The sequence below is a fragment of the Paenibacillus sp. KS-LC4 genome (assembly GCF_036894955.1).
Classification (GTDB): Bacteria; Bacillota; Bacilli; order Paenibacillales; family Paenibacillaceae; genus Pristimantibacillus.
In genome coordinates this window covers 4354576-4372127 of sequence record NZ_CP145905.1, presented here as the reverse complement: position 1 = coordinate 4372127, position 17552 = coordinate 4354576, and the positions used below count along the sequence as shown (strand labels likewise).

The 17552-nt window shown below is 49.5% G+C and carries 15 protein-coding genes; 13 read left to right on the top strand and 2 right to left on the bottom strand.

The genetic code is table 11. From position 1 onward, the window contains the following. Positions 1-68: 68 nt before the first annotated feature. The 7 genes from V5J77_RS18415 to V5J77_RS18385 all read left to right on the top strand — a co-directional run bounded on the left by V5J77_RS18415 (position 69) and on the right by V5J77_RS18385 (position 8874). Positions 69-1826 (top strand): GHKL domain-containing protein, encoded by a 1758-nt coding sequence (locus V5J77_RS18415; protein ID WP_338552268.1) that lies wholly within the window; start codon positions 69-71, stop codon positions 1824-1826. Between the two features lie 141 nt (positions 1827-1967). Beyond that, a complete protein-coding gene (locus tag V5J77_RS18410) occupies positions 1968-2414 on the top strand; it encodes a MarR family transcriptional regulator (RefSeq protein ID WP_338552267.1) in 447 nt (148 codons plus the stop codon). 34 nt (positions 2415-2448) lie between these two features. Next, positions 2449-3036: an NAD(P)H-dependent oxidoreductase gene (locus V5J77_RS18405; protein WP_338552266.1), complete on the top strand. Its 588-nt coding sequence runs from the start codon at positions 2449-2451 to the stop codon at positions 3034-3036. A 174-nt stretch (positions 3037-3210) separates the two neighbouring features. After that, positions 3211-3606 (top strand): hypothetical protein, encoded by a 396-nt coding sequence (locus V5J77_RS18400; protein WP_338552265.1) that lies wholly within the window; start codon positions 3211-3213, stop codon positions 3604-3606. 306 nt (positions 3607-3912) lie between these two features. Then, complete coding sequence (locus tag V5J77_RS18395) at positions 3913-5523, top strand: SWIM zinc finger family protein (protein WP_338552264.1); 1611 nt, start codon at positions 3913-3915, stop codon at positions 5521-5523. After that, positions 5520-8522, top strand: a complete 3003-nt coding sequence (locus V5J77_RS18390) for a DEAD/DEAH box helicase (protein WP_338552263.1) — start codon at positions 5520-5522, stop codon at positions 8520-8522. Before V5J77_RS18395 ends, V5J77_RS18390 begins: the two co-directional genes overlap by 4 nt. A gap of 7 nt (positions 8523-8529) precedes the next feature. Further along, positions 8530-8874: a hypothetical protein gene (locus V5J77_RS18385; RefSeq protein WP_338552262.1), complete on the top strand. Its 345-nt coding sequence runs from the start codon at positions 8530-8532 to the stop codon at positions 8872-8874. A gap of 155 nt (positions 8875-9029) precedes the next feature. On the opposite strand, the gene yfbR is transcribed toward V5J77_RS18385, so the two are convergent. Continuing rightward, positions 9030-9629 (bottom strand): 5'-deoxynucleotidase, encoded by a 600-nt coding sequence (yfbR, locus tag V5J77_RS18380; protein WP_338552261.1) that lies wholly within the window; start codon positions 9627-9629, stop codon positions 9030-9032. Positions 9630-9709: 80 nt separating this feature from the next. On the opposite strand from yfbR, the gene V5J77_RS18375 reads away from it, so the two are divergent. The 3 genes from V5J77_RS18375 to V5J77_RS18365 all read left to right on the top strand — a co-directional run bounded on the left by V5J77_RS18375 (position 9710) and on the right by V5J77_RS18365 (position 13738). Beyond that, positions 9710-10810: a bile acid:sodium symporter family protein gene (locus tag V5J77_RS18375; RefSeq protein ID WP_338552260.1), complete on the top strand. Its 1101-nt coding sequence runs from the start codon at positions 9710-9712 to the stop codon at positions 10808-10810. A gap of 335 nt (positions 10811-11145) precedes the next feature. After that, the gene (locus tag V5J77_RS18370; protein WP_338552259.1) at positions 11146-12921 is read left to right on the top strand and encodes an ATP-binding protein; all 1776 of its coding nucleotides are present in this window, start codon (positions 11146-11148) and stop codon (positions 12919-12921) included. A gap of 91 nt (positions 12922-13012) precedes the next feature. Continuing rightward, positions 13013-13738, top strand: coding sequence for a response regulator transcription factor (locus V5J77_RS18365; RefSeq protein WP_338552258.1), 726 nt, complete (start codon positions 13013-13015; stop codon positions 13736-13738). A 409-nt stretch (positions 13739-14147) separates the two neighbouring features. Here the strand turns inward: V5J77_RS18365 and V5J77_RS18360 are convergent, their stop codons facing one another. Continuing rightward, positions 14148-15014 carry an AraC family transcriptional regulator gene (locus V5J77_RS18360; protein ID WP_338552257.1) on the bottom strand — a complete coding sequence of 289 codons (867 nt, stop codon included), beginning with the start codon at positions 15012-15014 and terminating at the stop codon, positions 14148-14150. Positions 15015-15151: 137 nt separating this feature from the next. On the opposite strand from V5J77_RS18360, the gene V5J77_RS18355 reads away from it, so the two are divergent. The 3 genes from V5J77_RS18355 (at position 15152) to V5J77_RS18345 (ending at position 17494) form a co-directional block, all read left to right on the top strand. Continuing rightward, the gene (locus V5J77_RS18355) at positions 15152-16129 is read left to right on the top strand and encodes a D-glycerate dehydrogenase (protein ID WP_338552256.1); all 978 of its coding nucleotides are present in this window, start codon (positions 15152-15154) and stop codon (positions 16127-16129) included. Positions 16130-16446: 317 nt separating this feature from the next. Then, entirely contained in the window at positions 16447-16719 is a 273-nt protein-coding gene (locus V5J77_RS18350; RefSeq protein ID WP_338552255.1) for a CD3324 family protein, read from the top strand. 190 nt (positions 16720-16909) lie between these two features. Further along, positions 16910-17494: a GNAT family N-acetyltransferase gene (locus V5J77_RS18345; protein WP_338552254.1), complete on the top strand. Its 585-nt coding sequence runs from the start codon at positions 16910-16912 to the stop codon at positions 17492-17494. Positions 17495-17552 lie beyond the last annotated feature (58 nt).

Here is a 17552-nt window from a genome sequence, read left to right as displayed (position 1 = left end):
GTTTATTGTCGTTTGCCTAAAAATCGTACATAATCTAGTTAATAGCGTAGAAGATAGAGGAGCAATACATGCAGCGGAATATATGGTTTATGGCGATTTCAGTTATTGTAGTCATTGTTTTATTGAACAATACGGCTTATTATTTTTTAACGAAGGAATCCTTGGAGGATGCACTGAACCGTGAGGTTGCCGCGGTAGCCAATCAGATTGAATTTTCAGTGGAGCAATCGCGGCTTGGAGCAGAGCGTTATCAGGATTTAATCGGCGATGAGCTTCGAGTCGTATCCATTGCAGCTCAATATGCTCTTGATCCCGACGTGGATAAAGTAACGAACGAGCAGCTGGTGGAGCTAAGCGCAAAGCTTGGCGTTAACCATATTACGCTGCTTAAGCGCGTCAAGGATGATATTTTGCTCTATAAATCCTCTGATGAGACACAGCTTGGCAAAAGCACAAAATCATGGGACCCGTGGTTTATCGTATTCAACCAGCTGTTCGATCAGCGAAATGTGAAAATCGACTGGTTAGGCAAATCGCTGCCTAATTTTTGGAGCGGCCCCTTCGAGGTGGCTTCCACCGATCCAGGCAGCATTTATAAATGGGGCTATTATTTTGACGGGACGACGAATTACATAACCGATCCTTATATCAGCTACACGAAGCTGGCGGAATATGAGGAGCTGACGGGTGTAGATTCGCTGATTAAGAAGACGATTGAAAGCAATAAGGCGTTGCTAGAGGTAACCGTCCTTAATCCGGAGACGTTTTCGAAGGGGCCTTTCGAGACCGTTCACCCAAACGGCGAAGTGCAGGAGCATATTTTACAGCAGCCGATTTTGTACGGAAGCTATAATTATGTTGCGGATAGTGACGTAGCTAATGTGTCCAAGGCTTTTAATACGAAGAAAAAGGTAACTGTCGATGAAATAGTGGGCGGCAAGCATGTTTTCAAAATGTTCATTCCCGTCTTTACCGAGGACAAAGGACTGAATATTGTAGATGAGAACGGCGTGCCTATGGACAGCTATGTGCTGACGCTCGTATCCGATTACCAGGTTATTCGCGACCAGATGTCTACGCAGCTGTTGAATATTGCCATCATCATTGTTCTTATAACAGCATTAAGCCTGGTGACGGCAGGCGTCGTGATGAACTATTACCGCCGTTCCCGCGAAAATGCGGTGCAGGTCACCCAGCAAACGTACGTCGATGAAATCAATCAGATGTTTCAGTCGATTCGGGCGCAGCGACATGATTTTCTTAATCATGTGCAGACCATTCATTCGCTTGCGGAATTAAACAAGCATGAGGAGCTCATTGCCTATACGAAGGAGCTGACGGGTGAAATTCGGCAAATGAACGACATTATTAATATTGGCAATCCGGCGATTGCCGCGCTCATTCGCTCGAAAACATCGCAGGCGGAAAGCTACCGCATTATGTTTGAGTGCACCTTTACGAGCTTTGACAAGCTGGAAATGGGCGTCAAGACGCTCGATTTGAATCGTATACTTGGCAATCTCATTGACAATGCTTTTGATGAGACGATGAGATATCCGGAGAGCATGCGCGTAGTGGAGCTGCAAGGCTTGCAGCGTAATGGCCTGCTTGAGTTCACGATTACGAATACTTGCGAGGACGCTGAGAAGGTGGCAGCGATGCCGCTCTTCCAATCTGGCTATTCTACGAAGGATCAGCAGGATCACCAAGGTTTGGGCTTGTCCATCGTGAAGTCGATTGTAGACAAATATAAAGGCGCCATACACATTTATGCTGACGGACCTGACCGTCTAACCTTTTTTATTACGATTCCTCATAAAATATAATCGTTTTGCGGCGCGGCAGCTCCTGCTTTCTTCATGGAAGCCGGGAGCTGCTTTATTTTATAAATGAGCCACTTATAAGAGTATTCGGAGCGAAACAGGGGAAAGGCTAACAGTGAAAAATAAGTGCTTGCAAATACATAGATGTCTATGTATAATCGCATTATGATAAAACATAACGCCTTATCCTTAGTTGCTAAAATTCGAGACAAAGCGAACAAGCTAATTGTCAGTGAGCTGGAAGCCAATCAGATTACAGGAATTGTGCCTTCCCATGGTGATATACTCATGTTTCTGTATCGGGAGAAGCAGCCGCTGTCTGTCAAGGCATTAGCGGAGAAAATCCATCGCACACAGCCGACGACCACCGTTCTCATTAACAAGCTGGAGCAGCTTGGCTTTGTAGATCGGACAAAGGACGAGAAAGACAGTCGTGTTTCGTTGATCCATTTGACCGAGAAGGGCCGAGGGCTGGAACCGGTTTTTGTAGCTATTTCCCAGAAGGTTAATAACGCGATTTATGGAAGCCTAAACGAAGAACAGAGCTTGCAGCTAGAGCAGCTGTTGGAGCAAGTACACGCCCAGTTTTAGAAAAATATAATGATTATTTAGGAGGATTTCCCCCATGAAACATCTTATCGTATTTGCCCATCCGAATGAAGATAGCTACAACCGTGCCATTTTGAACACAACATTGCAAAGCTTGAAGGCAGAAGGCCATGAAGTAACGGTGCGTGACTTGTATGCGCTGAAGTTTCAGCCGGTGCTGACGCCGGAAGACACAGCGGCCATGCGTGCTGGCCAGACGCCGGAAGATATTTTGACAGAGCAGAAGTACCTTACTGAAGCTGATGCGGTTACTTTTATTTACCCGATTTGGTGGACGGGTCTTCCTGCTATTATGAAAGGCTATGTTGATCGCGTATTTGCATACGGCTACGCCTATGCTTATGGAGAAACGGGCATTGACAAGCTGCTTACCGGCAAAAAAGGCTTCATCATTAACACGCACGGCACGCCAAGTGAAATTTACGATCAGATCGGTATGACTGCTGGCATGAAAATCACTTCCGATACAGGCATTTTTGATTTTGTCGGTATTGAGTCCGTTGGACATTTGTTCTTTGGCGGCATTGGCCAAATCGGCGAAGCTGAGCTGAAGGCGAACTTGCAGCAGGTGGAGCAGACGGTTAAAACGGTATTTCCGGGTTAATGAATGGTAGTGGAGTGACTTAAGGGCCTCTGGCGCGACTGCTGATTAAGCAGCTCGGCTAGAGGCTTTTTTATAAGCAGCTTTCAGAAAATTCGTTCACAAAATCGAAACAAGAATCTCCAACGGTAGATTGAAAAAGGCAACATGGTTTTTTAAGTAAGGGGGAAACAGTTGATGAACAGTATACTTAGGGATGAACAAGAACGAGGGACATGGATTGAGCTTCGTTTTTTGAGTCATGATGCCGAGCCCGACGAGGGAAGCTGGTTATATGTTGCGTTTGGTCGCCATGGCATAATGGAGCGAGAAAGTCGTTTTGGCTGGACGAATAGAGTCGTACATTCATTTATTCATTTACTAAAGCATTTTCCAGAAGAAAAATATAAAGGTTATTTTCTGCATATTGAGGAAGATTTTTTTATGCGATGGGTGTATGAACGGGCTACGGACTGCTATTTGTTGATTTTTGAATATCAGGGTCAGCTTTTCCCTCTGAAAACGTCAAAGAGTGCTTTGTTAAATTGGTCGGAAGGGCTTGAACTGAGCTTGCTGGAAGCTTCTTCAAAATAGGGATTGGAAAATATACGCTGATTATAACAGCTATATTATTTAAAACAAGGCGATTCTCCGGCATTGAACGCGGGGGTTGCCTTGTTTTTTCTGTTCGGCATTATTCTGCTCTCAGCATCCTCGAATGGAATAGCTTCCTTGTCGAAATGAGCTCAAATGGCTGACAAAAGCTAGTGAAGGCGGATGAGGGCTTGCAGCTTTTTACAGATGGTTGTTGTCTCTTCGCGTTAGGGCTATAGACTTCTCGGAAAGTCGTCTTCTCATGTGTTATAATGGAAAGAATGTTACTTGAGCGGAAGGAAGCGGGTGAACAAAGCTTTGACTAGAAATGACGGTCAGCTATTGAAGCTGTTAGAAGGCAATATCAGAGAGCATATGCAGCAGGTTATTGTCGAGCGCGGCTGGGAATATTTTCGTAAAGGCTATGTTCGAAAAGTAGAGGTGCACGATCAGCATTTGCTGACGGGCGTCGTTGCGGGTTCGGAGCTGTATGCGGTTAGCATTGATGTCATGGATTTTGCGTATAGCAGATGTACATGTCCGTATGGCGGTTTCTGCAAGCATATGGCGGCCGTGTTTTTTGCTTTCTGCGACCATAATCAGGCATTGCATGGTACGCCGGAGTCAGCGTATCGCCGCCTGACAGGGCTTCAGCCGGAGCCTGCGCAGCGGGCTGCTGTCGTTGTGGAGCAGCGGGGAAAAACAGCCTCCACCCCAGGCATGGATGCGTCTCCTGCAGATTGGCAGGCGTGGATGGAGCAGGAGTATGGCGAATCTTGGCGCGTATGCCGCCACTCGCTGCATTCCTTGCAGCCCGTGCTGTCTGCACTTAAAGGCACATCCAAGGATTGGGATAAAAAAAAGCAGCGGCTGCACTGGATGAATGTCATCTTGTTCGTGCTGGATCAGGCAGAGCAAGCCATTAAGGCGGTAGATTCATTCAGCCGCTATTATCACGAAATGTCGTTCGTCCGTATGGCTGAGCCATGGCTGGAGCATTATTATACGCTCGTACTGGAGCTGGAACCAGCCGAAATGCTGGAGGATGAGCGTGACTGGGCTGATGCGGTTGTTGGATATGCTTATAACCGGGCGCTGCGGAAGGAGCAGCAGCTATTTGACTGGCCTTATATTTATTTGGCGCTGTGCGGGAAGATGTCGGAAAATCGCGACTGGCAGCAGCGCGAGCTGGCCTCAATGCTTGCATCGGCAGGTGAGCAGACAGAAGCGGCTGATGAGCAAATAAATGACACGTTTATTCATACGGCGATTGCGATGATGTATTTTTTCGACGGGCAGGATGAGGAAGCTTTGGCCCATTTCGGGAAAACGGATTTTCGCGGCTCGCAAAAAATGGTCTATACTTGTGCTGCTCAGCGGCTGGAAGAAGGAGAATGGGAGCCGTTTGAGGCATGGATGACCTATCTTTACAAGCATATTTATGCGATTCGCAGCGGAAGGACGGTGGGACCGTTCCTGACTTTATGCCGCCGTGCAGATACGGATCAACCGGATAATATAAAATGGACGTCCTATATGACGTCGCTGCTGCCGCATTCTTATTCAGAGCTTACGGATCACTGGTTTGCACAGAAAAAATACGAGGAATGGGCTGAGCTGCAAATGCTGATTGGCGCCTTGCCTGATGATTTGCCAATTCAGGATGTACGCGAGGTGTCAAAGGTGAATCCGCGCGTCATGATGCCGCTCTATCATCAGGCAATCGAAAGCTGGATCAGCTCGCGCAATCGCCAAGGCTACCGAATGGCGGTGAAGCAGCTTAAAAAGCTGGAGCGTATTTATAAAGCCGAGAAGGAAATGGATAGATGGCAGGTTTATATTACAGGTATCGGTCGTAAATACCAGCGGCTGCGTGCGTTCCAAGAGGAGCTGTGGAAAGGAAAAATTGTGACATGAGAGCATCTATGGGCACTGGAATATTAACGATGGACGCCTGTTGGTTCAAGGCGGAGAGCGGCGAATATCGGATTGCTCTGCTTGCTGGCGACCAGCAGGAGTCAGCGACGCGTCTGCGTTCCGTGCTATTCGCTTGGCACAAAGCATCCTGGTACGGCACTGAGGTGGATGACGCCCAGCATGGTGATCGCAAAGCCTTGCTGCTGTCTCCGCTGCTGGCGGTTGATTATTTGTCGCAGCCTAAGTATGCAAAGCTGCTTCAGGTAGAGTGGACGGAAAGGGCACAACGGCTGAGAGAGCTCGCTTCGCTGATTCGGGAGGTGCTTCTGCAAGGCTGGTTTATGCCGGATTGGGGCGGCTGGTCGGAGGAGCAGCGGGCGTGGAAGCTGAATGTGCCGGATACAGAAGCAGGCGTCAAGGCAGGCGCGCTGTGGGAGCAGCTTATTCAGAAAGCGGAGGCTGCGGGAGATGTTGACCTGCAGCAATGGCTAAGCCTCGCAGTAGAGGAGGTATTGCAGCAGCCGGGAAGCTTGGCTGCGGAAGCATGGCAGAAGGTCGGCACAGCTGCGGGCGGTGAAATCGTCGTTCTGCATAAGGCAGCCGAGGAGGAGGATTGGCTGATTGCGCTTGGGCTGCGGAAGGATTCGCTGCCGTTTAGGGTTGCTTTGCAGCTCGTTGAGCCGGGCGAGCAGCCGCATTGGACGCTGCGGCCGGCTTTGCAAAGCCGCAGCGGAGGCGGAGAATGGCTGCCGCTCGTGCGCGGCGCCGCAGGACAGTGGGAGCTGGCTGCGGACGGAGACCCCGAGAGACAGCCGCCGTGGAAGGCCGAGCTGGATGGCATGCTGCCCTCTGAGGCTAGCCTGCCCGAAGAGTGGCTGCCCTTGCTGCCCGCGAAGCTTGCGAAAGAGGAAGCGAAGTGGGTTAGCGCTTTGCCAGATTGGCAAGAGGCGGAGAAGGCTGGCCAAATGAAGCAACTGCTGTCGGACAATGAAGCATGGAGCTTCATGGAATCGGCAAGCTTGACGCTGCTGGAGGCAGGCTGCCCCGTGCTGCTGCCGAGCTGGTGGGAGGCTGTGAGATCGCGCAAGCTGCGACTGAAGGCGAAGGTGAAATCATCGGTTGGCTCGGATGCGCAGCCGATGTTCGGTCTAGACCAAATTGTGCAATTCGATTGGAAAATGGCGCTCGGCAATGTCGATTTGTCGGAGGCGGAGTTTATGCGCCTGGCCGAGGAAAATCGGCGCTTAATGAAGATTGGCGGCGAATGGGTGCATCTTGATCCGCAGGATGTGGCGCAGATCCGCAGCTGGGTTTCAAAAATTGGCAAGAAGAGCGGCTTGTCCTTTCGCGATGTGATGGAAATGCACCTGTTGGGCGGTGCTGTACTGGAGGATGAGGAGGAGCAGGCACACGACCTGCGAGCTGAAGTAGAGCTCAATGAGCATTTAGCCAGATGGCTGGAGCAGCTTCAGCATACGTCGGAAATTCCCCTTATTGAGAAGCCGGAAGCTTTCCTTGGCGAGCTTCGTCCCTACCAGCTGCAAGGGGTTTCTTGGCTGTTGTTTTTGCGAAGATTCGGCTTTGGCGGCTGTCTGGCGGATGATATGGGCTTGGGAAAGACGATTCAGTTCATGGCCTATCTCGTTTACGTGAAGGAACAGCGCGCGGAGCAGCTTAAGCTGGGAAATTCCCCGTCGCTTGTTCATGCGCCTTCGCTGCTTGTATGTCCGACTTCGGTTATCGGCAACTGGGAGAAGGAGCTGGAGAAATTCGCTCCGCAGCTTAAGGTTCATCTTCATTATGGCCCTAAGCGGGAGAAGGGGGAAGCCTTCGAGGATGCAGTCCGCGACATGGATTTGGTCATTACCTCGTATTCGCTGGCCCAATTGGATGAAGAAGACTTAAGTGCAGTTGGCTGGGATGCATTATGCTTGGATGAGGCGCAAAATATAAAAAATATTTACACGAAGCAGTCGGCAGCCATTCGCAAGCTGCCTGCCCGCCACCGTGTGGCGCTGACAGGCACACCGATGGAAAACCGATTGACGGAGCTGTGGTCCATCTATGATTTTATCAATCCCGGCTATTTGGGCGGGGTGAACGAATTCCGCAAGGAGGTAGTCGCTCCGATCGAGCGGACGCGGGATGAGAAAATGATTGCCGGCTTACAGCGCTGGGTGAAGCCGTTCATGCTTCGCCGCATTAAGAAAGACCCGGCCATTCAGCTCTCATTGCCAGAGAAATTCGAAGGCAAGACGTATATTACACTCACGGCAGAGCAGGGCGCGATGTATGAAAATATTGTCGCGGATTTGCTGGAGAAGCTCGATACGTTAGGAGCGATGCAGCGGCGCGGTCTTATTCTGGCTTCCTTGACCCGGCTTAAGCAGCTTTGCAATCATCCCGGCTTGATGGAAGGGGATAATGGCGGAGCGAAGCAGTGGGAGGAGGAGCGTTCGAACAAGGTCGCCCGCCTGTTGGATATGGTGGAGGAGGTCGCTGCCGAAGGGGAGCGCTGCCTGATTTTTACCCAATTTGTTGAGATGGGCCATCAGCTCAAAAAGCTGCTGGAAGAGCGGCTGGGCACGAGCGTTCCCTATTTGCACGGCGGAGTGCCGAAAATAAAGCGCGATGAGATGATTCAAGGCTTTCAAAATCCCGAGCAGCGTTGCAGCGCTTTCGTTCTATCGCTTAAGGCAGGCGGAACGGGACTTAATCTTACAGCGGCCAATCATGTGTTTCATTTTGACCGTTGGTGGAATCCGGCAGTGGAAAATCAAGCGACGGACCGTGCCTTCCGAATTGGGCAGACCCGCGAGGTGCAGGTTCATAAGTTCATTACGCTAGGCACGCTTGAGGAGAAAATAGATGAGATGATTGAACGCAAGCAGTCATTGAATGACCAAGTCGTCGGCCAGTCTGAGCAGTGGATTACCGAGCTGTCGACAGACGAGCTGAAAGAGCTGTTTGAACTGCGGAAAAACTGGCTGAAAGGGTGAGTGCCAGATGGCAGAAGAGAAGCTGAGAGACCAGCTAACGAAAGTAATGGCCCAGCGTCGCAAACAAAGCGGCGAAGGGACGGTCGGTACTGAAGAAGGTCAAGGTCAGACAACGGCTCAGGTGCTGGGGGCGTCAGCTAGCGAAGCAGGGGAATCAGCTGCAAATGCAGCTGGCGGCGAAGCGCTAGACGTAGCGCCGCGTGCCAAGGAGCTTGAGCAGCCTAGCCCTATACAGCCATTAGCCGATCAGCTAATGCCACAGCCTGAGGCTAGTTCAGCTGAACAACCGAGTGAAGAATGGAAAGCCTTCTATGAAGCCGTTCGTACTTATGTCTCCAAGATGCGTGACTGAGCTAAGGCATGTTTAGCGGATAAGAACAATGGAAGAAAGGAAGGACGGGATTTATTCCGCCCTTCCTTTCTTCCATTTGGGGTATGAAGCAGCCGGAATGAATACGCTTGGATAAATGTATGATCCAGCACGACCTAGCTCAGCCCTGCTTAGCTTCAGTCAGACAGCTCATCAAGCGTCATGCCGAGGCTTGGCGCCATATGGTTGAGAAACCATTCGACCTCGGGCATATTTAATGCAGCCAGCGCTTGCTCCGTTTGACCCCGTGCTACGAGAAATTCGCGATTGCCTGCCGATAGCTCATAGAGGCATTTCAAATAAGCGTCGAGCAAATCAGCGGCCTTCACCATCGCTTGAAGCGTCTGCTCCTCAGAGGAAATGCTGCCGTGGTGAGAGCTTAGCAGCGGGGCATAGGCTTTCTGCATCGGCTCGGGAACCATGGCAAGCAGCCGCTCAGCGGCGAGAGCTTCAAGCTCGCGAAAGCTGGCCAGCATTTTAGCATTATGATGCTTGACCGGTGTAGGAATGTCGCCAGTAAACACCTCCGTCGCGTCGTGGAACAAAGCGAGCGTCACCGCGCGATCCGTATTATATTGCTTTTCAAAAAGCGAATTGCCGATTTCGCAAAGCATATGCACGAGCAGGGCGACATGGAAGGAGTGCTCGGCAACGTTTTCCTTAGTCGTATTGCGCATGAGACTCCATCGCTCAATATAGTTGAGGCGGTACATGTAAGCAAAAAAATGACTATCCATAAGCTGCGGACTCCTTTGTGCGATAAATATAAGGCTGAAAGCAAAAGATGCTTGCTGTTCTATGCTATTATAAAGGCTGAATGCAAGTGCAGCTAGGCTGCCTTCAGCATCTTGATTTTATTTTTATTGAAAACACAGCAGATGGAAGTCCATCCTTTCTCGCCGTGGTGAGCATCGACCTCACACCAATCAATCGTTCATTTTATATAGCAAAAGAGGGATGGCTTACGAAAGCATTTGGACTAGCTTTTAACCGATATTTTGAGCAATGGATGTTTATTATTATACCCTTTTCGCTAATTGCCGGCTTTATCTTCGCGGATACGCTTAGCAGTATGGTGGCTGCCGTGCCTTATTTATTCGCTTATGTGACGCTGACGATGGCGCTTGGCTGCGGGGTCAGGGAGCTTGGAGCGGTTATGAAGAGGCCGGGTGTGCTTGCCTGGACGCTTGTGCTCGCCCATGTGCTCTGTCCGATTATCGCCTATAGCCTCGGCACGCTGTTGTTCGGCGCATCGTCGCCCTATGTGGTGGGGCTTGTGCTGTTCACCATTATTCCGCTTGGCGTGTCTACGGTTCTATGGGTAGGCATGTCAGGCGGCAGCGTGCCGCTCATGCTTGCGATGGTCGTTATTGATTCAGCCTTATGCCCATTTGTCGTGCCGGCAGGGCTCCATTTGTTTTTTCAAACGGCAGTAGAGATCGAAAGCGCACCGCTCATGCTGGATTTGCTGCTCATCATTGTGCTGCCAACGCTGCTCGGCGTGCTGCTCCATCAATGGAGCCGGGGGCGGCTGCTGGAGCAGGTTAAGCCTGTCGCAGCGCCCCTTTCAAAGCTGTGCTTTGTGGCGGTAGTCGCGCTGAATGCAGCGGCAATTGCCCCGTATACCGAGCAGCTGAAGGGCGACCTGCTCAAGATTTTGCCGCTCGTTGTATTGCTCGTCTCGCTATGCTACGCTGTCGGCTTTATCGGAACGATGCGCGGAGCAAGCAAGGAGGTGCAAATTACGGTATCGTTTGCGACAGGCATGCGCAATATTTCGTTGGGCATGGTGCTGGCGCTCGGCTATTTCAGCCCGCTGGCCGCCGTACCCGTTGTTCTGTCTATTATGGTGCAGCAGCCACTGGCTACGCTCCACCATTTTATTTTGCAAAAGCTGCAAAAAGGAGAGCGCATTTAGAGAAATTAGGCTTATAAAGCGGATTTACAATAATAATATATTTTCTATTGAATGGCTATTGTCCGTCTCCAGCAGCGGGACAGAATCCTCATAGGGCTTGCAGTGGGCAGACTTATTTGTTGAGATAAGCTGTGCTCTGCACCCTCGGGGGATTTTTTTGTGAAAAAAGCAGATGCCATTTTTCTATATCGGTATGATAAGATGTTCAGGATGGACAAGGTTTTTTTAGAAAAAAGGTGGACGATGCAATCGGAAGACCAATCTTTCGCGCAGCGAAGCACCTGTTCCACCTTTAAACTAATAAACGAGTGCAAAGAACATGAGGAGTGGTTGGCGTGAACAGCTTTCGAAATCGGTTGACGATTATTATGATTTTAATGATTGCTTTATCCGTTACGGCGGCCGGACTGATTATGGCAAATACGTTTAAGCAAAATCATATTCGTGCGTTGGAAGACAATATGGTGCGGGAAATGCATATCATTTTGGCGAAAATGCAGTGGAAGCAGGGCACGCTGAGCGAGGTGGAGCCTTATTTTACCGAGGAAGCAAAAAGTCTGAAAGGCTTCACCGGCGCCCGGGTCACCTTTATTTCCGGTGATGGTATCGTAGTGGGCGACTCGGATCATGAGGTGTCCACGATGGACAATCACAACAGCCGCTCGGAGGTAGCCGAAGCGCGCGAGGAAGGCGTTGGTCGCACGATTAGAAAAAGCGATACGCTTCATCAGAATTTGCTGTATGTGGCGATACTGACCGATAGCAGCAACCCGAACTCCAATGTTATCCGATTGGCGATGAGCCTAAGTGAAGTAGAGCAGAGCATCCGCAACGTATGGACGGTTATTGGCGGCGGACTGCTGCTGCTGTTTTTGGCTGCTGCCTTTGTCAGCTACCGTATTGCGCTCAGTCTGACACGACCGCTTGAACAAATTACAAGCGTTGCAAAGCGGATTAAAAATATGGATTATCAGGCGCGCGTTGTGGTAGCCAAGCAGGATGAGATTGGCGAGCTTGGCAATGCGATTAACGCCATGGCAGATAGCCTGCAGGTGCAAATGACGCAAATCCGCCAAAATGAAAGCCAGCTGGAAAGCGTGCTGGACAATATGATTAACGGCGTCGTCATGGTTGATCGTACAGGACGCTTCGTGCTGATGAACAGGCATGCAGAGGAATTGCTCGGCTTCTCGGCACGCGAGCTTGTCGGGCGCCATTACGCCGAAGGCAAACAGCAATTTGAGCTGGCCCAAATGATTCAGGAGGGGCTGGAAACCCGGGAGCATATCCGCGAGGAGGTTACGTTCTATTTTCCCGAGGAGCGACTGCTGGAGCTGAATCTGGTGCCGATTGAGCAAGAGGGAGAAGAATATGAAGGCATGCTGCTTGTGTTGCAGGATGTGACAGCTATTCGCCGATTGGAGCGGATGCGCAGCGAGTTTGTTGCGAATGTATCGCATGAGCTAAAAACGCCGATTACGGCTATTAAAGGCTTTGCGGAAACTTTGATCGCAGGCGCCGTGAATGATGCGGAAACCTCACGTTCGTTTTTGCAAATTATTTTTGATGAGAGCGACCGCTTGAATCGGTTGATCGGGGATATACTGGAGCTTTCGAAAATCGAGTCGCGGCGGGTTCCGCTTTATTTTTCACCGGTCAATATGGATGTATTTATGGATAAAACGCTCAAGCTGCTGGAGGCGGAAGCCTCGCGCAAAGTAATTGAGCTGAATCTGGAGCTGGAAGCAGGCCTATATATGGAAGCGGATGAGGATCGGCTGCGGCAAATTGTGATGAATTTGCTTTCGAACGGCATCAACTATACGCCAGAGGGCGGGCGGGTAACTGTGAAGATGGAGGGCATCAATGAGGACCATATCCGCATACGAATCAGCGATACGGGAATCGGTATACCGAAGAAGGACCTGCCGCGTATCTTTGAGCGCTTCTACCGGGTAGACAAGGCGCGTTCGCGCAGTTCAGGCGGTACGGGACTTGGCTTGTCGATCGTTAAGCATTTGATTGAGCTGCACAAAGGAACGATAACGGTCACGAGCGAGGTGGGCCGTGGAACGACATTTATTATTGAGCTGCCGGTGCTCCAGCAGTAGCGGTTTCACGTTTAACGCAAAAGGTTTACCACTTCTATATAATTTCATGTTAGAATAAGGTTGAATAAACGCAATAATGTTGGAGGTTACCATGTCGCATAAAGTGCTTGTCATTGAAGACGAACCGACACTTGCTAGACTTCTGTCATACAATTTGACGCAGGAAGGCTACGAAATTACGGTCGCCGATCATGGTGGAGAAGGCTTGCAAACTGCGTTGCAGCGCAGCTTTGATCTCATTATTTTGGATATTATGCTGCCGGGAATGAACGGCTTCGACATTTTAAATCGCCTACGTCAAAATGGCCTGCGGACGCCTGTCATTATTTTGACAGCCCGCAATGCTGAGGAAGAAGTCGTGCAAGGCTTGAAGCATGGTGCGGATGATTATATTACGAAGCCATTCGGCGTTGCCGAGCTGCTGGCGCGTGTATCTGCGGTGCTGCGCCGGACTCAGCTTCAGGACGATAGCATGATGCCTGAAATGACGGAGAAGATCATTACAGCGGGCGAGCTGTCGATCTATCCGGATAAATACGAGGTCGTACTGGATGGGGAGTCGATTCCGCTGCGTCCGAAGGAATTTGAAGTGCTGCTGTATCTTGTTCAGCGGCCGGGCATGGTTATTACGCGCGATGATCTTATGAATGTCGTGTGGGGCTTCGATTACATTGGCGGTCAGCGTACCGTGGATGTGCACGTCAGCTCCCTTCGCAAAAAGCTGGAGCTGGGACAGCAGTCGGTGCAAATCGAATCCATTCGCGGCGTCGGCTATAAGCTCGTTATGCACAAAAAGCTTGTCACACCTAAAAATTAAGGTGGACAAGCTTTTTTTATGGGTTGTTAGGAGTGAGTGCGTGCGCGGGCGCGCGACGGCTCGGCGAGGAAGGGCTGCGCTCCGCTGCGTGAAAGGCTTGGTCTCCGATCGCCATTACTGCCCCATTTCCCTGAACTATGCTCCGCATCGTAGAAATGGGGCAGTAAAAGCGAACGCTGCGCTTCTCCAACTCAAGCCTTTCACTCCGCTCCACCACAGCCCCTCCTCTCCTCGCTCCTCCCCTAAAAAACAATAAAAAAAGCAAAGTCTTAAGAGCAGGAAGAGCAAAGAGCAAATACAAAAAGAGTAAAGAGCAAAGGCAAAAGACAAAGAGCGAAGAACAAGGATAAAGAACAAGGAGCAAATCAACCCAAAGTTGAAATTTGAGCGTCTTTAAACTGAGCATTTATTAGCTGCGGTCCCACTCCAGCATTTTGCGCTGGAACTGCTTGGGAGAACAGTCGTTGTATTTTTTGAACGTTTTGTAAAAATGAGCCATATTCGGCATGCCAATTCGCTCGCCTACGTCAGCAATGCTTAAGTCCTTCGTGAGCAAAATGCGCTCCGCCCATTTGATTTTGCGATAATTAACGTATTCGGTAAAGGAAAGGCCAATCGTTTTTTTGAAAAATTTTACGAAATAATAGTAGCTCATATTCACAATTCGGCACATGTCCTCCACCTGGATACGTTCGCTTAAATTGTTCTCGACATAATCAAGGACAGGCTTGAGCCGGATATGGTCAAAATCATCCTGCCGGGCCAGAATGCGCTGGCTGTCGCCGCGAAGCATGAGCAGCAGCAGCTGCTTGATCTGAATGCTGACGGCAATTTCATAGCCGGTTTCCTTGCGGGTTGCTTCATGCAGCAGCTCAGTAATGGCCTGGCTGGCCTGCTGCCGAATTGCTTGATTTTCACGAAAAATATAGTTGGCGCGGCTCAGCGGATTTTCCGTCTCGGAAAAATAGCGGATATACGGAATGGTGCTGTTGTCAAAAAAATCCTCGAGATTAAATTGCAGCACAATATAGTCCAGCTTGCCAACATTACGGTCTCGATGAAGCTGGCTTGAGCCGAGAACAACAATGTCTCCGCTTTCAAGATCAAGGCTGTCGTCCTCAATATCGATCTTGAGACTGCCGTTTATAATGTAGATAAGCTCCAACTGCTTGTGATAATGCCATTTGATCAATTCACTGGTTGAGCGCTGGGTTCGAAAAATTCGGATAGAAAGCAACGGGTTCTCATAGGGAACCTGCTCGTTAAAGGCTTCCAAGGCTGCTCCTCCTTCAGGGAACGAAATCGAATGTTGGTACCGGGAGGCAATATGATTTATTGTAGAGTGGATAGGGTTTAAAGGCAAGAGCAGGAAAGCAGGAATATTATGAAATTTGGAAAATGGAGGCATACCCTATGAAACCAAAGGTATTTATTTCGAGCAAAATACCCGCAGAGGTGAAAAGCTACCTCGACGAGCATTGCGATACCCGGATGTGGGAGGGCGAGCAGGGAATTACCGGTGCGCAGCTGGCGGAGGAAATTAGCGAGGTGGAAGGTCTACTTGCTGCGGGCAATGCGATCAGCGAGCGTCTGCTGTCGGCCGCACCGAAGCTGAAGGTAGTCAGCAACATTTCCGTTGGCTACAACCACAATGATCTGGATGCGATGAAAAAACGCGGCATTATCGGTACACACACGCCCTACGTGCTCGATGATACGGTGGCAGATTTGACGATGGCGCTAATGCTCGCTGCTGCCCGCCGGGTAGCGGAGCTTGACAGGCTCGTCCGTGCAGGCCAGTGGAAGCGCGGCATCGGCACATCTACATTTGGCATAGATGTTCATCACGCTAAGCTCGGCATTATTGGCATGGGGCGTATCGGTGAGACGATTGCCAGACGTGCAAAATACGGTTTTGATATGGAAGTCAGTTATTATAATCGTTCGCGCAAGCCAGACGTTGAGCAGCAGCTTGGCGTTCAGTACAGCTCGCTTGATCAACTGCTCCAAGAGTCGGATTTCATCGTCCTGATGACGCCGCTAACGCCGGAGACCAAGCATATGATTGGCCAGGCGCAGTTTGCTATGATGAAGCGCAGCGCCATCTTTATTAACTGCTCGCGAGGGGAGACGGTTGATGAGGCGGCGCTCGTAGAGGCACTGCGAAGCGGTACGATACGGGGCGCAGGGCTGGATGTTTTTGAAAAAGAGCCGGTTACGCCGGATAATCCGCTGCTCCAGCTCGACAATGCGGTGCTGCTGCCGCATATTGGCTCGGCTACTGATCAGACGAGATTCAATATGGCGATGCTTGCCGCCCGCAATTTGGTGGACGGCCTATATGGACGCGAGCCGCAATATGTAATTCCGGAGCTGAAGCAGTCATTTTAGTGAAGGATTTTTATGCCGAAATGTAAAAGGAATTCATCCACATCATGAAGAAATAGTTATTATAAAACATATTTTATGGGAAACGAGGGATATCAATATGAAGGATGTTAGTCAAACTATGCTTCGTGAAGGCTTACCGATGCGAGGTTTCGAGACTCGCTCCATGCAAAGTCTATATGACAATGACGCGGTTGTTTGCATGGAGCCTATTATTATTACCGTATAACAAGACGTTAACGACAAAAGGCTGCTAAAACATCGTATGTCATGTAGGCTTTGCAACTTTCCATCGCTAATAGGAGGAAGGGGCGAAGCCAATGAAAAACTATGTTTCAGCAAGTGACGTTTTACCAGAAAATTTACTAAGTGAAATTCAAAAATATATACAAGGCAAGACGCTGTATATCCCCGCACCTAAAGGAAGTAGAAAAAAGTGGGGACATGTTTCAGGACATCGTGAATTTCTTATGAACCGAAATGCAGAGATTCGGAAGCTTTTCCAGCAGCGCAAAACGGTGGATGAGCTTGCGAGCTCCTATTGTCTATCCCATGAGAGCATTAAGAAGATTGTTTATAATACGAAAGCCTAACAAAAGGCTCGCGTTGGATAACACCAACACGAGCCTTTTGTTAGGTAAGAAATGATTGGACGAATACTCTGCCTATAAAGGTTTCGATAGCCACTCTATACTGAGGCTAGGAAAGAATCATGGTATAAGTCATACCAGTGATTTTACTAACATCAATTTTTGAGAGTATCGAAACCGGAGGGGTTGCAAAATGGATCGCGTTAATCATGAAGTCAATCAATTAAAGGTTACCGTTCGACTATGCGATGTAGAGGAGAAGTTTATAATTAATAACATTTACCCTCTATATTTGCATGATTTATCCGAAGTGTGGAAACACAAAATTAATCGTTATGGCGTGTTTGAAAATGATGATACCCGTACCTTGACTGAGCAAAATCGCGTGTTTGATATTTGGTGGGAGCACCCGAACGTATTATTCCCGTATCTAATCACAGTGGATGATCTGCCTGCCGGTCTTGCCTTTGTGGCGACTCCGCCTTTCATACCATGTCCTCCCTCTATCCATTATTACATGAATGAATTTTTCCTATTACGCAATTATCGAGGCAAGGGCATCGGAGAAGAAGCAGTTCGGCAGATTATTAATAAAATGCCAGGAAATTGGGAGGTGCAAACGAATTGTACCGACCGAAACGAGCGCGCCAAACATTTCTGGCGAAAGACCCTTAACGCTTGTACAAATGGGAAATACTCCGAGGAGCTTGGACATCATCCTGAAGATAGCGATAAGCTAATCTTTCGTTTCAGTACGAGTGCTAACCAAGTTATATAATTATGCAAAGGTTCAACAGCATTTCGGTGGCAAGCCTGAGTAGGCGGTTTCGATTATT